This is a genomic window from Jeotgalibacillus campisalis (assembly GCF_000829515.1).
Taxonomy (GTDB): domain Bacteria; phylum Bacillota; class Bacilli; order Bacillales; family Jeotgalibacillaceae; genus Jeotgalibacillus; species Jeotgalibacillus campisalis.
In genome coordinates this window covers 98,163-117,614 of the sequence record NZ_JXRR01000013.1, presented here as the reverse complement: position 1 = coordinate 117,614, position 19,452 = coordinate 98,163, and the positions used below count along the sequence as shown (strand labels likewise).

The 19,452-nt window shown below is 40.9% G+C and carries 16 protein-coding genes and 1 riboswitch; of the genes, 5 read left to right on the top strand and 11 right to left on the bottom strand.

Features of this window, described 5'->3' with window-relative positions:
• Positions 1-67 precede the first annotated feature (67 nt).
• Together KR50_RS18225 and KR50_RS07015 are read right to left on the bottom strand one after the other, a co-directional pair.
• Positions 68-205: a YjcZ family sporulation protein gene (locus tag KR50_RS18225; RefSeq protein WP_084215515.1), complete on the bottom strand. Its 138-nt coding sequence runs from the start codon at positions 203-205 to the stop codon at positions 68-70.
• Between the two features lie 101 nt (positions 206-306).
• Entirely contained in the window at positions 307-678 is a 372-nt protein-coding gene (locus KR50_RS07015) for a VOC family protein (RefSeq protein WP_041056628.1), read from the bottom strand.
• A gap of 338 nt (positions 679-1,016) precedes the next feature.
• On the opposite strand from KR50_RS07015, the gene KR50_RS18465 reads away from it, so the two are divergent.
• Positions 1,017-1,178: a hypothetical protein gene (locus tag KR50_RS18465; protein ID WP_156969484.1), complete on the top strand. Its 162-nt coding sequence runs from the start codon at positions 1,017-1,019 to the stop codon at positions 1,176-1,178.
• A 326-nt stretch (positions 1,179-1,504) separates the two neighbouring features.
• Here KR50_RS18465 and KR50_RS07010 read toward each other — a convergent pair whose 3' ends face one another.
• The 4 genes from KR50_RS07010 to KR50_RS06995 form a co-directional block, all read right to left on the bottom strand.
• Positions 1,505-3,046 (bottom strand): BCCT family transporter, encoded by a 1,542-nt coding sequence (locus tag KR50_RS07010; protein WP_041056626.1) that lies wholly within the window; start codon positions 3,044-3,046, stop codon positions 1,505-1,507.
• A 255-nt stretch (positions 3,047-3,301) separates the two neighbouring features.
• Complete coding sequence (locus tag KR50_RS07005; protein WP_041056623.1) at positions 3,302-5,311, bottom strand: acyltransferase family protein; 2,010 nt, start codon at positions 5,309-5,311, stop codon at positions 3,302-3,304.
• Between the two features lie 418 nt (positions 5,312-5,729).
• Entirely contained in the window at positions 5,730-7,445 is a 1,716-nt protein-coding gene (gene cysI, locus KR50_RS07000) for an assimilatory sulfite reductase (NADPH) hemoprotein subunit (RefSeq protein WP_052476855.1), read from the bottom strand.
• 38 nt (positions 7,446-7,483) lie between these two features.
• Complete coding sequence (locus tag KR50_RS06995; protein ID WP_041056621.1) at positions 7,484-9,313, bottom strand: assimilatory sulfite reductase (NADPH) flavoprotein subunit; 1,830 nt, start codon at positions 9,311-9,313, stop codon at positions 7,484-7,486.
• Between the two features lie 192 nt (positions 9,314-9,505).
• Positions 9,506-9,612, bottom strand: a riboswitch (SAM riboswitch).
• Positions 9,613-10,046: 434 nt separating this feature from the next.
• On the opposite strand from KR50_RS06995, the gene KR50_RS06990 reads away from it, so the two are divergent.
• Positions 10,047-10,265 (top strand): helix-turn-helix domain-containing protein, encoded by a 219-nt coding sequence (locus tag KR50_RS06990; protein WP_041056618.1) that lies wholly within the window; start codon positions 10,047-10,049, stop codon positions 10,263-10,265.
• 77 nt (positions 10,266-10,342) lie between these two features.
• On the opposite strand, the gene KR50_RS06985 is transcribed toward KR50_RS06990, so the two are convergent.
• Positions 10,343-10,996: a C40 family peptidase gene (locus KR50_RS06985; RefSeq protein ID WP_084215514.1), complete on the bottom strand. Its 654-nt coding sequence runs from the start codon at positions 10,994-10,996 to the stop codon at positions 10,343-10,345.
• A gap of 574 nt (positions 10,997-11,570) precedes the next feature.
• Positions 11,571-12,872 carry a Na+/H+ antiporter NhaC family protein gene (locus KR50_RS06980; RefSeq protein WP_041056615.1) on the bottom strand — a complete coding sequence of 434 codons (1,302 nt, stop codon included), beginning with the start codon at positions 12,870-12,872 and terminating at the stop codon, positions 11,571-11,573.
• Positions 12,873-13,071: 199 nt separating this feature from the next.
• On the opposite strand from KR50_RS06980, the gene KR50_RS06975 reads away from it, so the two are divergent.
• Positions 13,072-13,962, top strand: a complete 891-nt coding sequence (locus tag KR50_RS06975; RefSeq protein WP_041056612.1) for a fructose bisphosphate aldolase — start codon at positions 13,072-13,074, stop codon at positions 13,960-13,962.
• An 83-nt stretch (positions 13,963-14,045) separates the two neighbouring features.
• Here the strand turns inward: KR50_RS06975 and KR50_RS06970 are convergent, their stop codons facing one another.
• Positions 14,046-14,582: a DUF5412 family protein gene (locus KR50_RS06970; RefSeq protein WP_041056609.1), complete on the bottom strand. Its 537-nt coding sequence runs from the start codon at positions 14,580-14,582 to the stop codon at positions 14,046-14,048.
• Between the two features lie 272 nt (positions 14,583-14,854).
• Between KR50_RS06970 and KR50_RS06965 the strand changes: the two genes are divergently transcribed.
• Together KR50_RS06965 and KR50_RS06960 are read left to right on the top strand one after the other, a co-directional pair.
• Positions 14,855-15,835, top strand: coding sequence for a glutathione S-transferase family protein (locus tag KR50_RS06965; RefSeq protein WP_041056606.1), 981 nt, complete (start codon positions 14,855-14,857; stop codon positions 15,833-15,835).
• A gap of 13 nt (positions 15,836-15,848) precedes the next feature.
• Entirely contained in the window at positions 15,849-16,355 is a 507-nt protein-coding gene (locus KR50_RS06960; RefSeq protein ID WP_041056603.1) for a GNAT family N-acetyltransferase, read from the top strand.
• 210 nt (positions 16,356-16,565) lie between these two features.
• On the opposite strand, the gene KR50_RS06955 is transcribed toward KR50_RS06960, so the two are convergent.
• A complete protein-coding gene (locus KR50_RS06955) occupies positions 16,566-18,182 on the bottom strand; it encodes an FAD-dependent monooxygenase (protein ID WP_041056600.1) in 1,617 nt (538 codons plus the stop codon).
• A 225-nt stretch (positions 18,183-18,407) separates the two neighbouring features.
• Positions 18,408-19,271, bottom strand: coding sequence for an AraC family transcriptional regulator (locus KR50_RS06950; RefSeq protein WP_041056597.1), 864 nt, complete (start codon positions 19,269-19,271; stop codon positions 18,408-18,410).
• Positions 19,272-19,452: the final 181 nt, after the last annotated feature.

Sequence of the window (19,452 nt, the reverse complement as noted above, 5' to 3'; positions counted from 1 at the left end):
TAAGGATGGTATAAGCCTGTATCCCGATTGCACAAAAAAAGACCAGGAATCTGGTCTTTAATTTATACTAACAATATAGAGTTGCACCAATGATAATAAGCAGAATAAACAGTACTACAATCAAGGCAAATCCGCTGCCGTAGCCTCCGCCACAACCACAGCCGCCACCCCAACCGCCGCCGCCAAAGCCGCCGTATCCGTACATATATATTCACCTCCAAATTATAATTTGAGGTTTTTTAAACACTCTCTATAAAGTATGTAGGTGGAAGAAATATGTATGGGTGAATGACATAGTCCGCGGTTTTATCGATTAAATTCAATAATATTTCCATCAGGGTCAGCGACGAACACCTGGTGCCACTCAGTTTTATTTGTTGGCTTATCGATCAGTTTTATATCTTTATCCTTCAGTTTTTCAAGAAAGGCTTCCATATCGATTACACGGACGGCAAAATGGCCATCACGCGAATCAATTTTATTAGTACCTCTCAATGTTTTTCCATTGTCATGAACAATTAAGTGAATCTGCGTATTCCCGACCTGGTACCAGGCTCCCGTGAAATCAAATGCAGGGCGGTCTACGCTTTCTTCAAAGCCTAACGTGTCTCCATAAAATCTTTTTGACCGCTCTATATCGGTTACCAGCAGCGAAACATGGTGAATCCCTTCATACATCTTTATCAATCCTTTCCATTGTAGAAATCAGGTTATTACTACTATAAAGTCATTCAGTATGTAAACGCAAACACAAGGAAACGATCAGGTCTTTTATTTGCGTGTTGTCATTTCATGATCTTTCATTTTCAGCCATCCTTCTTTTTTTCTTGGTCCTCTATATTCTAATGCTTGTCGTCCTTCCATTTCACAATTATCTGGCAGAATCGAACCCTATAGTAATCCGTTCTTTATCAGAAATCTTTAAAAATTGATCTTTTTTTTACATATTCTTCTTAGCTTGAACGTATGAATGGAAAATAGACCGGAAACAATAAACAAAAAAGGGAGAAGTGTCAATGACGGAACAAGAATATATCCTCCATAAAGCAAAAACCATTAAATTATCTCTGTTAGACGATCAAATCTCTATGATTAAAGTGGTAGAGCTTTTTAGTGGATGCCTCGCTGCTCAATATCATAAAACAGCAACTCCTGCATTAGAAAAACCCCAGCAATAAGCAGCTCGACAGAAGACTATGTTGAACAGCCGGTTGTATTTCTCATTTAATCATGCCATATGGAAAAAGAGCTTGGGACAAGTGGGTGGCAACCCCCAAAAGTTAGAGTAAAAAATCTAACTTTCGGGGGTCGGTTCCGTGTCTCAAGCTCTTTAACCGATTTACTTCGATTAGGCGGACGTTTATGCCCTTCCCAGGCTATGCCATGCGATGTCTTAAGCGAGCGTCCTATCCTGCAGGAGTCGCCACACACCGCTCCGATCTCATACTAATAATAGATTTACTGCCTCGTTTTTAACCTTTTTCCAGTTATATCTCAACCACTTTTAACTATTTTTTCTAATGTTATATTTCCATGCTTGATCTTCGTCGATCATTTTTTTAGCAGCATAAATTAACACAAACTGAACAATGATGATCGGCAGTCCCATTAAACCTGAGATAACCTCCAAAGGTGCCAGTCCACCAACACGCATAAGCACTAAACTTATAACAGTAATTACAGCAGCAATTACAATGCGCAGGATTCTCGGCGGTTCATTTTTACTCATATCGCTGGTGCTTGTGTAAGCAGCCACAGTATAAGTCGTAGAGTCAAGCGTTGTGGTGAGGAAAATTAGCGCCACGACAATGAACACACCTATGAAAATTTCTCCAAAAGGAAGTGTTGATAAAATGGCTGGAATTGCTGCCATTCTCTCTTCATTTTCAACTAGATTAAGAATAGAAACTTCTCCGGTGAGATAGCGATGAACGCCTAAACCGCCCAGAACGCCTGTTGCAACCCAGGAAATCACAGTAGGAGCCAGGAAATACGTCAGAATCATTTCTTTTATCGTTCTGCCTTTTGAAATTTTCGCAGCAAACACACTGTGAAGCATGGCCCATGTTGCACTATATGCAAACCAAAACACTGTATTGCTTTGAATATGGGAAGCTTGTCCCTGGTAGACAGAATCTGTATTGAGTGAAATAGACAAATAATTTGTTAATAAAAATGACACGCTGTCTGTAAAATAATTTAAGATAAAAACGCCCGGTCCAGCAACTAAGATAAAGAAAGCAAATAGTCCTGCTAAATACATATTAAAGGTGCTTAAACGTTTAATTCCTTTCTCTATTCCTAAATAGGCACTTAGGGAAAACAAAGCGACCCAAATAAGCGTTACCGTAATCGTCAGTCCAAACGTTACTTCTATACCAAATAGTGCAGAAAGATTGTAAGTTATAATCGGCGCACCGAGGCCTAGCGTCACCGCTGCACCCATTAATATGCTGACAAGAAATAGAACATCGAGTGCTTTTCCTGCCCATCCATCCGTAAGTTTGTCACCTAAAAGAACACGGCACGCTTCTGAAATACGCATTAATGGCCGTTTTTTCACATGAAGAATATAACCCATGGCTGGCGCGATCATAACAAATATCGCAAAAACCTGGAATCCCCATAAAAACATGCTGTAGGCATTTCCCCATAAAATGGCTTCGGCTGATCCTGGATCAACACCTGCCGGCGGATCATTGGCGACGGATGTCCACTGGAGCATACCCGTTCGCATAATGGTCGAACCTACTCCCATTGCGATTAAAATTGACGCATATTCAAACAAAGTAAAACGCGGCTTTTCTGCCGGATCTCCGAGTACCACCTGTCCATATTTTGAAAAAGATAAATACAAACCTGCTCCAACTAAAATCACACCATACCAGAGGTAACCCCAGCTGAAAACGTCAACAATGTAATTAAAAATTACATTCAGAACTTCCAAAGATGCTGATTCATAAAGAGCAAATGGAATACTGATCGCAACAATAATTAGTAATGAGGGCACAAAAATTTTATAATCAATCCATCTTCTCTTACTCATCTTATCCTCCCTTTCGTTTTTATAGGTGCTTTTTCCTATACCCTGTGAGAAGAGGGAAAAACGAAAAATCGTTTTGTTTTTTAAGCAGCAAATAGAAAAGATGTACCGCTCTATACTATCTGGAAATTTATTCTATTGCTATCCACTGCTGTACATGAAGTAATTTAGTTCAAGCTAAGCCTTCAAGATACATGTAAAAAAGAGACCTGTGCACTTGCAAGGTCTCTTCTCTGTATGATGTATTGTTGACTTCACTTATTCACTGTTTTGTGCAGATGTTTTATCCAATTGCTCAATTGCTTTTATTATGTGCTCTTCTAGGGCAGGAGTTAAAGTCTCAGCATAAGTGGCTGTGAGATGGTGATAATCCCGATACACTAAAACATTTCCTATAACTGGGGAGCAGACTTCCTCATCACAAAAATAATCCGATAGATCGGCAAATATTGCGTTATCCGGGATATTCTCTGTATTGTCCCATGGAGGGGTAGCTGATAGTGCTTCCGCTCTTTTTACTGAACAATCTTCCGGTGTTTCTTCCACACACGAAGGAGGGTCCTCAGTCATTCTTGGGTTGTCACGAATCGCAAAGACCTTTGACACACCTTCAAATTTCTTCCACTTATCTATATACCCCTGTGGAACCGTGGATTGCTTATTAACGTTTGCAGTTGTAATGAGCATATCCGGGGGATCTTCAAGTAGCGGTTCCATTACTTTGTCATTCCACTCCATACAGGATTCAGATAAAAACCCTCCAAAATCATCCTGAGAAAACCGGCATGCATCTTTATTGTATACATCCAATTGAAGATTAAGGTTCTCAGCAATTTCTTCTAAAGGAGGAAACCAGTGGCCAGAATGAGAGCCGCCAACAAGAGCAAGAACATATTCAGGGTCTTCTGTTTCACCATATGAACATTTTGACACTGCGTTATCTTTTCGAGTGGTATAACACCCTTCGTCATCATAGAAAGTTGGAAGATCTCCTTTTGCGTTCACTGCTGCCGGGAGAGGCTCCAGATCAGGGGCAGCTGGAACATTATTTGAAATCATTCTTGCCCCGGGATAATCTTCTGCCGGAAGTTCTTCTTCAGCTTGAAAATAATTAACATACATCGACCATGAGATGCCTGTTATAATAACCGGCAGCATAAAAGCAGCCAAAATCGCTGATAATTTACCTTTTGATTCTTTAATATTAATTTTTCTAACAGGCGACTCTAAAAGTCTTATGGATAGTATGGACAGCAAAAATGTGCTTAGTATAATTAAAACACCGGCTAAATTCGTTACCGTTTCTCTTCCAAAATAAGCATAATAGAAAACCAGCATCGGCCAGTGCCATAAGTAAAAACCATATGAAATACTACCGAAATACAAAAACGGCTTTGAACCGAGCAGTTTTTCTACACCAAATCTACTCCCAGTCTCTGCAGCAATAATGACGAGAATGACTCCACCAGTAGGTAATAGAGCAGCATACCCTGGAAAGACCGTAGATACAGGTAAAAGAATTCCTGTTAAGGCGATGATCGCAAGACCAAGCCACCCAAGAAAAAAGCTAATCGAAGGCTTAAATTTTAAATATGGAATCAACAGGGCCAGCATTCCGCCTAAGCTAAATTCCCACGCTCTTGCAAAAGTATCAAAGTAAGCCCAGGGCTGATTTTCCGCGGTAATATAAATCGAATAGGAGATAGAAGCTGTAAAAAGAATAGCAAGAACCGCTAACAGCGTTTTTCTCACCGGGGTTTTTAATACCTTTCTGGCAATAAAATAAACCGCTATAATGACCAGCGGCCAAGTAATATAAAATTGTCCCTGGATAGATAGAGCCCAAAAATGCTGAAATGGACTCGCTGCGTTATTTTGTGCTAGATAATCAACTGCACTAGTAGCTAGCTGCCAGTTCTGATAATAAAAAGCAGATGAAAAAATTTCAGGAATCGTTTGAATCCACCGAGCCTGCGGTAAAATGACTATAGAAACAACAGTCGTTACTAAAAGAACAGTGAAAGCGATCGGAAACAATCTCCGGCCAAGACCCAGCAGGTATTCACCTATATTAATTTTCCCTTCTCTCATCATTCTAGAAAGAAGAGACGTAGTAATTAAATAACCTGAAACAATAAAAAATACATCTACTCCACCTGAAACAGAGCCTAACCAAATATGATAAACTGCAACAAGTAATGCCGCAACTGCTCTAACCCCTTCCAATTCAGGCCGAAACTTTTTTTCGGGAGATCGTAAATCAGTCAACGTTGACAACTCCATTTCAAAAATACTCTTATTATAATTCCATTTCCTAGTTTAACGCAGCTGTCTAAAAGAATACAATAGAAAGAACGCAGTTGAGTCCATAGCCTTACCCCGTTCATTTTATACTAACTGATCCTACGATACACCTTACATGCTGCTTGTTCATCAGAATAAAGAAATTTGTATTTAATTACCACAAAAAGACAAAAACCCTTCGTAATGTTTCCACACACGAAGGGTTTCTAATTTTTTGCTTAAAGCTTTATTGAGCTGTCTTTTTCCAATACCTCGATATTCACCTCAACCGTCCCCGGATACTTGATTCCTGGTCCTGTATTAAGAGCTGCTACCGTTTCCTGAGATCCACCCCAACTTTTTTTTCTTTTAATAGTTGAAAATCGAACACTCCCTTCAGGAATCAGCTGTGAAAATTCAGACCTGAAGTGACCGCCTCAACATAGCCAGTTCGAATAACAAAATCTCCAAAATGCTCTTTTTCCAGTCGATCTTTTGCGTAATGAGAGAAAATGGGCTTTAGGGTAGCCAAAATTTCTTCTTCACCAATATTTTCTTTATACATTTTATTAAGTCTGTCACCTGCAAAACCCGCACCTAAATACATATTGTACTTGCCTGGTGCTTTTCCAATAAATGCAATCTCTCCAAGAGCAGGACGTGAACAGCTATTGGGACAGCCGGACATGCGTATCACGATTTCTTCTTCACGCAGCCCGTTCTCATCAAGAATATCTTCAATTTTATTGATCAGGACTGGCAGATAACGCTCCGCCTCAGCCATAGCCAATGCGCAAGTTGGCAGGGCGACACAGGCCATGGAATTTCTGCGCAGTGCAGAATTCTCTCTTCCATCTGTCAGCCCATATTGCTTCACTAGCTCATCAATCTTCTTTTTATCTCGATTGGAAACATTTGAGATAATTAGATTCTGACTTGGTGTTAATCGAAAGTCTCCTTTATGGATACGAGCGATTTCACGCAGACCCGTCATTAAAGGATAGTCTTCTGTATCTTTTACTCGTCCGTTCTCTATAAATAAAGTAAGGTGCCATTTCCCGTCATTTTCAAGCCAGCCATACCGGTCGCCATTATGATCAAAGTGAAATGGTCTTGCTTCTTCAAGATTCCATCCTAAGCGATCGTTTAATTCCTGCTTTAGCCAGGGAACGCCATGTCGATCAATGGTGTATTTAAAACGCGCATTCTTCCGCTCGGAACGATTCCCGTAATCACGCTGAATGGTAATGATTTTCTCCGCCACTTCCGCCACTTTTTCAGTCGGACAAAAACCGATTACGCGGGCAAGTTGGGGGTACGTCGCTGTATCGCCATGCGTCATTCCCATGCCGCCGCCTGCTGTGACGTTAAACCCTTGAAGCTTACCATCTTCTAATATTGCAATAAAGCCCAAGTCCTGTGAATAAATATCAACATCATTTGACGGCGGAATCGCAACACCAATTTTAAATTTACGCGGCAGATACAATGGCCCGTACATAGGCTCTATTTCATCCGTTTTACTGCTCTCAATTACTTTTTCTTCATCAAGCCAAATTTCATGATACGCTCTCGTTTTCGGCAGAAGATGTTCACTAATATGTTTTGAAACTTCATACACCTCTGCATGCACATCTGACTGATACGGATTAGCCGTACTCATTACGTTACGGTTAACATCACCGCACGCTGCGATGGTGTCCATGAGTGCCTTATCCATCTCCTGAATCGTCTTTTTCATATTCCATTTTAAAATCCCGTGTAATTGAAAGGTCTGTCTTGTCGTTAATTTCAGCGTGCCATTGCCATGGGTATTAGCCAAATGATCCATCGTCAGCCATTGATCAGGGGTGGCCACTCCTCCTGGTAAACGCACACGAATCATAAACTGATACGCCGGCTCTAATTTCTGCTTTTTCCGTTCATTGCGAATATCCCGATCATCCTGCATGTAACTGCCATGAAATTTTAACAGTTTGCCGTCATCATCCGGAATGGAGGCTGTCAGTCTTTCTTCAAAGCTTTCAGCAATGGTGCCTCTCAGGAACCGGCTTTTCTCTTTAATTACTTCCATTTCACTTGGCGGTCCGCTTTGATTCGATAATTCTTTTTTCGTCATCTTAAATCTCCCCTCGCCTGTTGACGTTATCCGGCCGTTTAATATACATCGCGTAAATACCGCTTCTGGCTTCGCAAATCGGCGATATACTCTGCTGCCTGTTCTTCATTCAGACCGCCTTCTTTTTGTATAATCGTTAAGATGGCTTCATGAACATCCTTGGCCATATATTTTTCATCTCCACACACATACACACGAGCCCCTGCTTCAAGCCATTCGTAAAACTCCCTGCTTTGCTCAAGAATACGGTCCTGAACATATATCTTTTCTGACGTGTCTCTTGAAAAGGCTACATCCATTCGAGTCAACAGCCCTTCTTTCAGCCACTTTTGCCACTCGATCTGATATAAAAAGTCGGTGACGAAATGCTGCTCCCCAAAAAATAGCCACGCATCCCCCTTAGCTTCTATTTCCTCTCTTTCTTCAAGAAAAGCACGGTATGGTGCAATTCCAGTCCCTGCCCCAATCATAATAATCGGTGACTCTGTGTTTTGCGGTAATCGGAAGTTTGTATTGCTCTGTACAAACACAGGCAGCGTATCGCCTGGAACTGAACGCTCCGCACACTGCACTGAGCAAACTCCTGTACGGCTTCTGCCAAAAGAATCATAGCGAAGTGCCCCGATCGTCAGATGCACTTCATCCGGATTGGCCTTTAAGCTGCTCGCAATTGAATACAGACGGGGCGGTATTTTCCGAAGAATTGCAGTAAACTCAGCTCCGGAAATCTCCCACGGACCGTAATCTTGTGTTAAATCAATTAAATCCCGACCATATACATATGTTTGCAGCGCCTCTTTCTCATTAGGCTCTAACAGTTTTTTCAACCCTTCATTTTCAGTTAGCGCTGCCGCTTTTTCAATTAAGTTTTTGGAAAGACTCGTAATCTCATAAGTATTGATAAGAGAGTCTCGCAGCGAGCTGGTTTCGCCCTGCTTATTAATCGTTACGGTTTCATTGGGGTTCCACTTTGCCGCTTCAATTAATTGATCAGCCAGTACAGCATCATTTTGAGGCACAATCCCTAAGCTGTCTCCGGGCTCATAAGTTAAATTTGACCCTTCAAGATTTAACTCAAGATGACGCGTTTCTTTATTTGAGCCGCGTCCATTCAGGTTAATGTTTTCAATGATTTCAGCCTCGAACGGATTTGAACGTGAATAGACTTCTGTGGTTTGTGGCGATCCTGCCGTCTGCTGCTTTCCTGAGGTCTCTGATGAAGATAATGCTTTTTCTTCATTAAGTTTATTTAGCACACCTTCAAACCATTCGGATGACGGTTCTTCAAAATCTAAATCGCAATCCACTCGTGGGAACAGTCTTTCTCCGCCAAGCTCCTCGAGCCGTTTATCAAAATCTTTTCCTGTCTGACAATAAAACTCATAGGAGCTGTCCCCTAATGCCAGTACAGAAAAACGGATACCTTCGAGCTTCGGCGCCCTCTTGCTATGTAAATAATCATAAAATTCTATCGCGTTATCTGGCGGGTCTCCGTCGCCATGCGTACTCGTAATAAGAAGCAGGTCTTCAATCTTCGTAAGATTCTTCGGTTTAAATTCATCCAAAGAAAAACGTGAAACCGTATAGTCCTCCTGCTTTAACTTTGCTTCTGCCTTATTCGCTACTGTCACACCATTCCCTGTGTGTGAACCGACCAAAATGGTTATTTCACGAGTTTTAATCGGGGCCGTGCTGAGTGTCGCCTCGTCACCACTTTGCAAAACGGCTTCTGTTGTGCCGCCCGCAGTTAATGCTGTTAAATATCCGCTCAGCCAAACTTTCTGTTCACTAGTAAGCGACGGAACTAATCGATTTAATAGTTCTACTTGTTCCTCGTCAAAAGGACTTGTCTTTACCTGCAGCTGCACATTATCCACCTCTTAACCTGTATTTTCATTTCTATGATCATACATCCTTCAGAAGATGTATGAAATGATAATGAAGTTTAGTACCTATTTTAAAAAACACAAAACATCTTAAACCAATAAAAATAGTCGGAAATAAGAAAAAAACAAAAAAGACCTCATCCGCAAGAAGAAGGTCTAAAAGTACGAACATTCTTCTTATCTGTCAGGCAGCATCCGCCTAAAGGAATTAGCACCATGTCTCACTTAGACTGGTTGCTGAGACATCTAAGGGCCTCTCCCTCCGTCTCTCTTGATAAGAACCTATGAAAATCATAAATAATTCGAAAATTTCAATTTCATACAGTATATTTTATTATCAGGGTGAATGTCAAATGATCATTTACAGGATACAACAACAGTTGACTATATGGAATCCCCTCTTTTCTCACTACGCATTTCTTCCTTATTCCTATAAAAATCGCATCACTCCGCCTGCTGGTATTGTATAAACATTCTAATTGATCAAGGCGGTTTTATTATAAATCGATCGGTTATTATGAGTGGCAAACCTTAACGTTAACACCTTAAAAATTTTAGTAAACAATACTTACCATAAGTACGTGAAAATTTTAAAGTTTGAGGTGTAAATTTGTGGTTGCTGAATACATTTCAGTAACAAAGTGTTCAAAGGATCGTGAACTCTTTATTACAAACTAATGATAAAATTTAATTAGAAGAAGGGGAGGGATGAAGCATGTCCTGCTTTGGTGAGAATTTAAAAAGAGTACGTACAGAACAAAACTTGTCCATCGAAGAATTAGCCCTGAAAGCCAGACTTGGCATCAAGACCCTTGAAAGCTATGAGGCCGATGAAGCAATGCCGACTACACAAACCATTTTGAAGCTTTCAACCGTACTAGATGTTCCAGCATCTGTGCTTGTTGAAAAAAGAGACCGTCCTTTATCCATGTAGTGCAGAAGAGAAGAGCAGATAGTTCTGCTCTTTTTTTTGCATAAAAAAAGCCGCTTTTCAGCAGCTTTTTCACCTCATTATAATCGCTTAGCCCCAATATATCTTTGTTTCCAATAAGAGTTATTGATGCTTGCGATGGATACACCTTTATTTGAAGCAGAGTGAATCATTTCACCGTTGCCTATATAGATGGAAACGTGTGTAACTTTACTTCCCCCGCCTGTAGCGTAAAACATTAAGTCTCCAGGTTTTAGTGAAGAAACTTTTGTTCCCTTTTTGTACATTTCAGCAGAAGTACGCGGAAGAGATTTCCCTGCTTTTGCAAATGCATAGTTTACGAGACCCGAGCAGTCAAATCCTTTTGAGCTCATTCCTCCCCATAAATACTTCACACCTAATTGACTCTTTGCAGCAGAGATGGCTTTTGTTTTATAGTTTAAGCTTGTTGAAGTCTTTTTAATCGATATGTATTGTGAACTTACATAACCTGTTTTGCCTTTAGCTGTGATTTTTGACCAGCCCTTAGATTGTGAATGAACTGAAACAGTATCACCTTTTACAAACTTACCGATGATGGCAGAAGAAGTAGAAGCGGCTTTTCTAAAGTTTAAACTTCCAGAATCTATGTTAACGTAGTAGGTCTTACTAGAAGCAGATGCTTGATCAAATGACGGTGCGACAGCGGCTACCAAAGCAAAAATTAATAAACATGCCATTATTCTTTTTAACAAGATAGTATACCCCCGATTGCTAGATTGTAAACCTAGTATAAACTTATTACGTTACAACCGAATATCAGGTGTATTTCACTTATATTACAAATTACTACAATTATCACCCATTTTTATTACAGGCTCTATCAAATACTCTTTTTCTTTCATGAAATTCTTCAAATTTCTTTACTAAACAAAGAAATAACTCGATTATAGAGCTATTTTGCCCCCTATTCTTTAAGAAAAGCACGATTACGCCTAAAAATGACAATATGTTAATAGGTTGAATCACTTCACTCTAGTAAATAAAACGACTTATCTTGACTCGTTTAAGCCATGCAGCTGATAACGCACTATGATTTAACTCAAATGAAACACTTTAACTTATTTAGAGCACCCGCTGCTAATCTTTCAGAGAACCTGTTCAACCAATGAGGCAAACAGAGAGGAAAGAAAGATCGCTTAGGCAGCCCAGGTGAGATTATGGCTGTATAAGAACGATCTTTTTATCCTCTACACTCTTTCATCCTCAAATATAGTAGTAAATCTTGAAGTGAACGAAACTCACTATCCTTTTTTACTAGACACTGCTCTACTCTCTATTTACTGCATTGCGTGGAAATTGAAAAATAATAGCCAACATTCCGCTGACAGTCAGTAAGATAGGATAAATGCAAAAAGGCACGATCGCAACGGGAGAAATGCCTGCTACCCCCGCTACAGCAAGAAGCTGGGCTCCGTATGGGATGATTCCCTGAACAGAGCTTGAAAAAATATCAAGAAGACTTGCTGACCGGCGATTATCGATCGCGTAAGTTTCAGAAATCTGCTTGGCTAAAGGACCGGCTGTGATAATTGAAATTGTATTATTTGCAGTAGCAAAATTTACAGCACCTACAAGACCGGCGATGCCTGCTTCTCCTCCCTTTTTCGTCTTAATCCGTTTTGTCACTGCTTGCAGCAAGGATTCAATTCCGCCATTTTGTTTAATTAATTCAACAAGCCCGCCTAATAAAATCGCAATCATGGCAAGTTCCTGCATGTTGGTGAATCCTGTCCCAATGAGAGTGATGTACTCAGCGAATCCGAAGTTGCCAAGGAAAAGTCCTACCATCCCGGCAAAAACGGTCCCGCCCATCAATACCAGCAGTACATTTGCTCCTGCAAGAGCAAAGATCAGCACACCTAAATAAGGTAAAACCTGAATGATTGTATAAGGTGCAGACGCATTTACGTTTGCACTTGCCCCAGAAGTCATAAATGCGAAAATGACTGCAGTGATGACCGCCGCTGGCAAGACAATGAAAAAGTTCGCTTTGAACTTGTCTTTCATTTCAGTTCCTTGCGTCCTGACCGCTGCAATGGTTGTGTCGGAAATAAACGACAGATTGTCTCCGAACATCGCTCCGCTAACTATTGCTCCCATTGCCAACGCGACGCCAATATCGGTCTGTTGAGCAATACCAAGACCGATTGGAGCAAGCGCGACAATCGTTCCAGTCGATGTTCCCATTGAAATTGATATAAAACATCCAATGACAAACAGCCCTACAATCAGTAAATTGGGCGGAAGAAAGGAAAGACCAAGGTTAACGGTAGACTCGACCGATCCTGCCCCATCTGCTACGGAAGCAAACGCCCCGGCAAGCAGAAATATAACTACCATGAGGATAATATTCGGATGACCGCCCCCTGCAGCCAGCTGCATAACTTTGGTTTGAAATTTTGTTTTTCGATTCATTCCTAATGCCACTAATATCGCTGCAAACAAAGCAACGAGAACTGGCATTTGGTAAAAATCACCTGTGAGTATTCCTGAGCCTAAAAAAAGAATGATAAAAATACCAAATGGAATAAGAGCGTATGGATTACTCTGTTTTTCTTCATTTTTCATAAACTGCCTCCTGCAAATAATTAGTTAACGGTAACTATAAGCTATGCCCCCTTCTTAGCGAAAGAGAAAAGATTTGCCAGTATGCAGAAGCATGATCAACTTTGTTTAAATCAATTTAGATTAATTGCGTTAGACAGTCCAAAAAAAGGGAAGAAGATAAGTGTATGTCAATTTCACACTAACTAAAGGAGTGGAAAACATGAACAGCAGTCAATTTGAAAAGATCAAAAACGGTAAAGGATTTATCGCAGCATTAGATCAAAGCGGAGGAAGCACACCAAAAGCACTTGCAGCTTATGGTGTACTAGAAGATGCTTACACAAATGATGATGAAATGTTTGATCAGGTGCACGAGATGCGCACCCGTATCATCACCTCTCCAGGATTTGATTCCAGCCACATTCTCGGAACTATTTTATTCGAGCAAACAATGGACAGAGAAATTGAAGGAAAATACACCGCAGATTATCTTGCAGATAAAGGAATCGTTCCTTTCTTAAAAGTAGATAAAGGACTCGCTGATCAAAAAGACGGCGTTCAATTAATGAAGCCGATCAACGATTTGGATGAAACGCTGCGCCGGGCCAATGAACGGAATATTTTTGGAACGAAAATGCGCTCTGTTATTCATGAAGCCAATCCGAGCGGCATTAAAGCAGTCGTAGAGCAGCAGTTCGAAGTGGCCAAACAGATAATGGCAGCTGACCTTGTTCCAATTATTGAACCTGAAGTGGATATTCACAGTGGGGAAAAAGAAAAGTGCGAGGATATTTTGCATGATGAATTGATTCAGCAGTTAAATGCTTTAAGCGAAAATGAATACGTCATGCTTAAACTAACAATTCCTACAAAAAACAATGCATATAAAGAGCTTATTGAGCATCCCCGTGTCCTTCGTGTCGTAGCGCTTTCCGGCGGATATTCACGTGATGAAGCCAATGAGAAGCTGAAACAAAATGACGGCCTGATCGGCAGCTTTTCACGAGCTCTAGCCGCTGATTTACGTGCCAATCATTCCGGAGAAGAATTTGATGAAGCATTGAAAAGTGCGGTTGAATCGATTTATGATGCTTCAGTTAATAAACACTAATAACTAATCTAATCATGAAGAGAAGAGCAGGTGCAAAGATGCACCTGCTCTCTTTTTATTTCGAATCTGCAAGATTGCAGACATCATTGGTACCCGTATGTATCTCCTTCACTAACATTTAGAATATGATGATTAACGGAAACTTCACTGTCACTTATCCAGTCTATTTCCACGTTGTCTGTTCTTCTTTCATAATAGATTCTTTTCTTAAACCAAAGGGGTCCATCAAGTTCCCCTCTTACCCCAAATGTCCCGGCTGCTCCGGCATCCCACCGATAAAAATCAATGGTATAACCGTTATCAGGAGAACGTACTGTTCTAATGTGATCATTTGCACTATGAAAAAACACGTATGTAAAAACGACCACAACGAATAAACCTGCAGCTGTTAGTAACGACAAAACCACTGTCAGCCAGCTTCTTGTTTTCGTTCGCCAGTTTCTTTTATCTTTAAAACCGTAAATACCCAAAATAAAGGCTGCCATACTCATTAAAAGTAATATATAGCTCGGCGGTGCTAGTAACCAAGTGTTGTTAATATGAGAATAAAGCGAGTAAGCTGCCAAACCAATGCAAATTAGAATTAAAACAAACGACCATACGTTAGATCTCTTCCTCAAAGAACTCCCCCCTATCAATCTCATCTTCTACCATCTTGCCCAGTATGTTAAAGAATAATGGATAGAAAAGTAACTATCTTTAGTTTATCATATATTCCCACATATGGAATTTAACTTCCTTAGCTACCTTAATATTAACAAGAACTGCATGAAATCAGAAGAAATAGCCATCTAACCATTCTGAATAGTTAAAAATCTTTGACTAAAAAAGAGTGACGTGCGATAAAAGAAAGAGTACGATTTTCATGTCAATTTGAAACGAGGGATCTTTAGTGACCACAAACCAGCCAAAAGAAATCAGTTCCGACGGATCATTTAAACGTCAAACAAACCGCTTCACAAACCCATTTGGAACAAATGATGGCGAGTTGCCCGTTGAAAGCGGTCGCTACCGCCTTCTTTGGTCACCAGCCTGTCCATGGGCGCACCGTGCTGTTATTGTACGGAAAGTCCTTGGATTAGATGGTGCGATCAGCTTAGGAACAGCAAGTCCTATGCGCCCGGCAATCGGCCGTGTGGACTGGGCATTTTCTTTAGATGAAAATAATCAAGATCCCGCACTGGAGATTCAATATGTCAGCGATGTTTACTTTAACGCGGATCCTGACTATGATGGGCGACCAACCGTTCCAGTTATGGTTGATACCAGGGATAAAAAAGCCGTCAACAATGATTATTTCCACTTAACAACGTATTTTGAAGTGGAATGGAAAGAATTTCACAAAGAGAATGCCCCAGATCTGTATCCAGAAGAGCTTCGCCAGGATATTGACGAGGTTAATGAGCACATTTTCCATACAATCAATAACGGGGTGTATAAATGTGGATTTGCCCATTCTCAGGAGTCTTATGAAAAAGCATATGATGAGCTTTTCGATGCCTTGGATCAAATGGAAGACCGGCTTTCTTCCCGCCGTTTTCTTCATGGCGATTTTATCACCGATTCGGATGTGAGATTTTTCACTACCCTCGTCCGCTTTGATGCTGCTTACTATAATGGGTTCAATACAAACCGAAATCTGATTCGGGAAATGACAAACCTATGGGGCTACGCACGCGATCTTTATCAGACTCCAGGATTTGGCGATACAACAGATTTTGATTCCATCAAGCGGCACTATCATTTATCTATAACCATCAATCCGGACAAAACCGAAACACCTATTTTACCAAAGGGACCGGACTTGTCAGTTTGGGAAGTGCCTCATAACCGTGCTCAATTAAGCAAACAGCAGGACAAGTTTCGCAGCTAAGGGGGGATTTGGCATGACCATTCACATACGAAAAGCGAGAAAAGAAGAAGTGCCGCTGATTAGAAAGCAGCGTGTAGATGCCTATCGTGAGCATACAATATCAATTTCAGCAGAACACTGGCAGGCACTAAAAAAAGCCATCACCTCTGAAGCAGACCAGCAGCCTGGAGTTGATCTGCTTGTAGCTGAATCAGAAGGAAAAATCGTTGGAAGCGTAGCTCTCTTCCCTGCCAAAACCGATGCTTATGAAGGCTTTACAGATGCGCTCGATTATCCAGAGCTGCGTGTGCTTGCCGTCTCCTCTGAGGCCAGAGGAAAAGGCGTCGGCTCAGCTCTCATTCAAGCATGCATCGATTTGGCAAAAGAAAGAGGAAGCAATGCCATCGGTCTTCACACAGGCTCATTTATGGGCAGTGCCATTGCTCTATATGAAAAGCATGGCTTTGAACGTCTGCCTGAACACGATTTTGAACCAGCAAATGATGGTGTCATTGTGAAAGCCTTCAAACGCAGTATTTAAGAACTGACAGAATCTATTTTTCCTGCTTAGAAAATATTCCGGGGGAAAAATCAAAACTAAAGACTGTGATCACGAACAAGAAAAGAATTCGTGGTCACAGTCTTATTTCTGATGTTTCATTTTACTTTTTTAAAGCTTAGGTTCATTGAAGCGCAAGGCGGGGACTCCAACGTGATGAAGCGGTCTTTTTTTCGGAAAAATAAAGTAGCTTCATATAAAATAACGCTTCAATTTCCCCATTACCTGCTGCAAGTCAGCAGACCCGTCATGAAACCCAACATGTCCATCTGGGCGAATAAATAATGTGCTTCCTTTTTTCATCCCGAGATTTTTATCCAGGTGCCGGTAGGAATCGTAAATAATCGGCAGTTCATCGCGATCAGTCAAAACCGTTCCGCCTCTGGCAACAAGGAATACCTTCATCATATTAGGAAAAACTTCATTCGCTTTTTCAGAAAATTCATATGCATAATCAACCAGTTCCTGTTGATAGGAGTCAATGTATATTAAACATACATAACCCACCCTCTGAATTAGCGGAAACAGTCGTTCATCCGTTGTACCGTTCATAAATAAAAGCTGATCAGGTACCCGTTCTCCTGCCTGGATGGCTCTTCTTGGCAAGGAAGTGTCTTTAAACGACCGATTAATCGGCGTTTTATCATAATCACTGTGAACATGTGACAAGGCTTTTGCAAAGATGGCCTGGACCCAATTTTGTGTTAAAGCCGCCTTGCCTGCCCAGTTGCGAAGCTTCCCTGGGATTCCTTGCAAACGAATGAGCTTCAGCTCCATCGTTGTATTTCTAATGACCTCTCTTGCTACAGGCGCTCTTTCTTCATGATATGTATCGAGGAAAGGGTTGCCTGCGTATCCCTTCAATACCGTATCGATTTTCCAACAAAGATTAGCAACATCTTCAAGACCGATGTTCATCCCCTGTCCACCGAGAGGATTGTTGATATGAGCAGCATCTCCTACAAAAAAGACACGCCCTTTTCGGTAATTAGGCACCTGTCTGTGTGCTGTACCGAAATAAGCCAGCCATTTAGGGTTTTCAACCTGATAGGATGTATCCAAAATGGTATCTAAAGTACTTTGCATCTCATGAAGTTCCATTTCTCTTTTTCTGGGACCATCCTGTCTTGTTCGGTCAAATCCGACTACCCGGTACGTTCCATCCTTGTAAGGGAAAAAAGCAGCGGCTCCGCGATCATTCAGGTGAAGATTTATATGAATTTCTTTCATCTCAGGGATTTCCACATCTCCAGTGAAAAAGGTAATTCCCTCATCTTCTCCCACAAACTCAACATCTAGGAGCTCTCGGACTTTACTATGGGCTCCGTCACATGCAAGGACGTATTGGGCCAAATACGTTTTCTTTACGCCATGATGTTGAGCGGTAACATACACTCCTTCAGCTTGTTCATCCACCTCAAGGACTTCATGTTCACGGGAGATCTCTCCTCCCCTATCATTCAAATGTTCCTCAAGAATTTCTTCAATTTCATGCTGAGGAATAATTAATAGATAAGGATACCTGCTTTCAATATGATACATCTCCACATAAGATGGGGCTTTCCCTGCTAAATGAAGCTTTGCGCCAGGACCCGGATAGCCCCTTTTCACAAAGGGCTTGTTTACACCCAGAAATTCAAACAATTCAAGCGATCTGGCCTGAATGCCGAGTGCTTTTGAAAGCACCGACCGCTCCGCTTTCTTTTCAAGGCAGACAAAGTCGACCCCTCTTTTCTGCATGACATTCGCAGCCATCAGCCCGGCCGGCCCTGCTCCGATAATTAAGACATCTGTTTTAATTACTGCCATATGACGAGCTCCTTTCGTTCATCATTGGTTTTTTTGATTTGCCAGCCTTTTATGGATCATTGTGAAGTTTCTTTTTATGTGACCCAACCATTAAAACCGTTCTGATTTATAAACCAATCTACCATACGATACCCTTAATCAGATACGACATGCGTCATTTGATGGATAAAAAAGAAGAAGCATCCATTCATTACGAATAGACGCTTCTGCTTTATATTTATTGAATTATTTTTTTACAGGAATCCAAATTTCTGAATAGTAATCTTCTGACATGGGATCGCCATTAGAATAAACTTCTAAATCCGGTGTACCGGCATGTTTATACTTACTGACTGGAAACCATTCTGTGTAGATGCGATTCCACATGTGTTGAATCGCATGCGGCATCGCTCCTTTTACTTCAAACACCGCCCAATTAGAAGCAGGCAGCTCCATTGTTTCAAAACGCCCATCATGGTTCCCTTCATATGTGGCTGCAACCCAATAATCCATCGTATCAGGCTTCACTTTGCTTTTATCCACACAAATACCTAAAACCCCTTCGATTGATCCATTATTCATAGCAGCGAGTTCCTCTGTCGTACCATCCTCATTGAGTCTGTCCCATATTTTTGGGATCTCTGCTAGGTTATTACCATCCACACAACTTACTTCCTGTTTTAACCCAACAATTTGAACAGGGCCTTTTTCTCTAATCTCAACATTCATTGGCGTTTCTCCTCTCACGATCACCTGGATCACCAGATGATTATAATATTTAAGCTTTCCTTTCCCGCTCTTTGCTTCTCTTGGTGAAAGTCCATGCTGCTTTCGAAAGGCTTTTGAAAACGATTCAGGAGTGTGGTAGCCAAATTTTAAAGCGGCATCAATAATCTTAACATCGTCCCTTACTAACTCATGCGCTGCGAGTGTAAGTCTTCTTTTACGTATATATTCTCCAACTGACATGTCTGTCAGCATTAAAAACATACGCTGAAAATGGAACGGTGAAACTGAAGCCTGGTTTGCCACTTCTTCCACTTGAATTTCTTCTAAGAGATGAGTTTCAATGTAATCAATTGATGCCTGTAATGACTGGATCCAGTTCATGTGCTTCACTCCTTATCATCATCATAAAAGATCATGGAAGTGAAAACATGTCTATTTTTGCTATTGGGAAACAGGTTTTGACCATTTTCTTTGCTATACATAAAGTGAGTTACTCTGCCTTAATTATCATGTATAAATAGACGATAAAAAAGAGAGTGGAGTTTACCTTAAAAAGTATATA

Excerpts from the sequence above, each read along its gene's own strand:
- KR50_RS07010 (WP_041056626.1), bottom strand. The coding sequence starts at position 3,046 with ATGAGTAAGAGAAGATGGATTGATTATAAAATTTTTGTGCCCTCATTA.
- KR50_RS06950 (WP_041056597.1), bottom strand. The coding sequence starts at position 19,271 with ATGAACTGGATCCAGTCATTACAGGCATCAATTGATTACATTGAAACT.
- KR50_RS06980 (WP_041056615.1), bottom strand. The coding sequence starts at position 12,872 with ATGAAAAATGAAGAAAAACAGAGTAATCCATACGCTCTTATTCCATTT.
- cysI (WP_052476855.1), bottom strand. The coding sequence starts at position 7,445 with ATGACGAAAAAAGAATTATCGAATCAAAGCGGACCGCCAAGTGAAATG.
- KR50_RS06960 (WP_041056603.1), top strand. The coding sequence starts at position 15,849 with ATGACCATTCACATACGAAAAGCGAGAAAAGAAGAAGTGCCGCTGATT.
- KR50_RS06990 (WP_041056618.1), top strand. The coding sequence starts at position 10,047 with ATGTCCTGCTTTGGTGAGAATTTAAAAAGAGTACGTACAGAACAAAAC.
- KR50_RS18225 (WP_084215515.1), bottom strand. The coding sequence starts at position 205 with ATGTACGGATACGGCGGCTTTGGCGGCGGCGGTTGGGGTGGCGGCTGT.
- KR50_RS07015 (WP_041056628.1), bottom strand. The coding sequence starts at position 678 with ATGTATGAAGGGATTCACCATGTTTCGCTGCTGGTAACCGATATAGAG.
- KR50_RS06955 (WP_041056600.1), bottom strand. The coding sequence starts at position 18,182 with ATGGCAGTAATTAAAACAGATGTCTTAATTATCGGAGCAGGGCCGGCC.
- KR50_RS18465 (WP_156969484.1), top strand. The coding sequence starts at position 1,017 with ATGACGGAACAAGAATATATCCTCCATAAAGCAAAAACCATTAAATTA.
- KR50_RS06975 (WP_041056612.1), top strand. The coding sequence starts at position 13,072 with ATGAACAGCAGTCAATTTGAAAAGATCAAAAACGGTAAAGGATTTATC.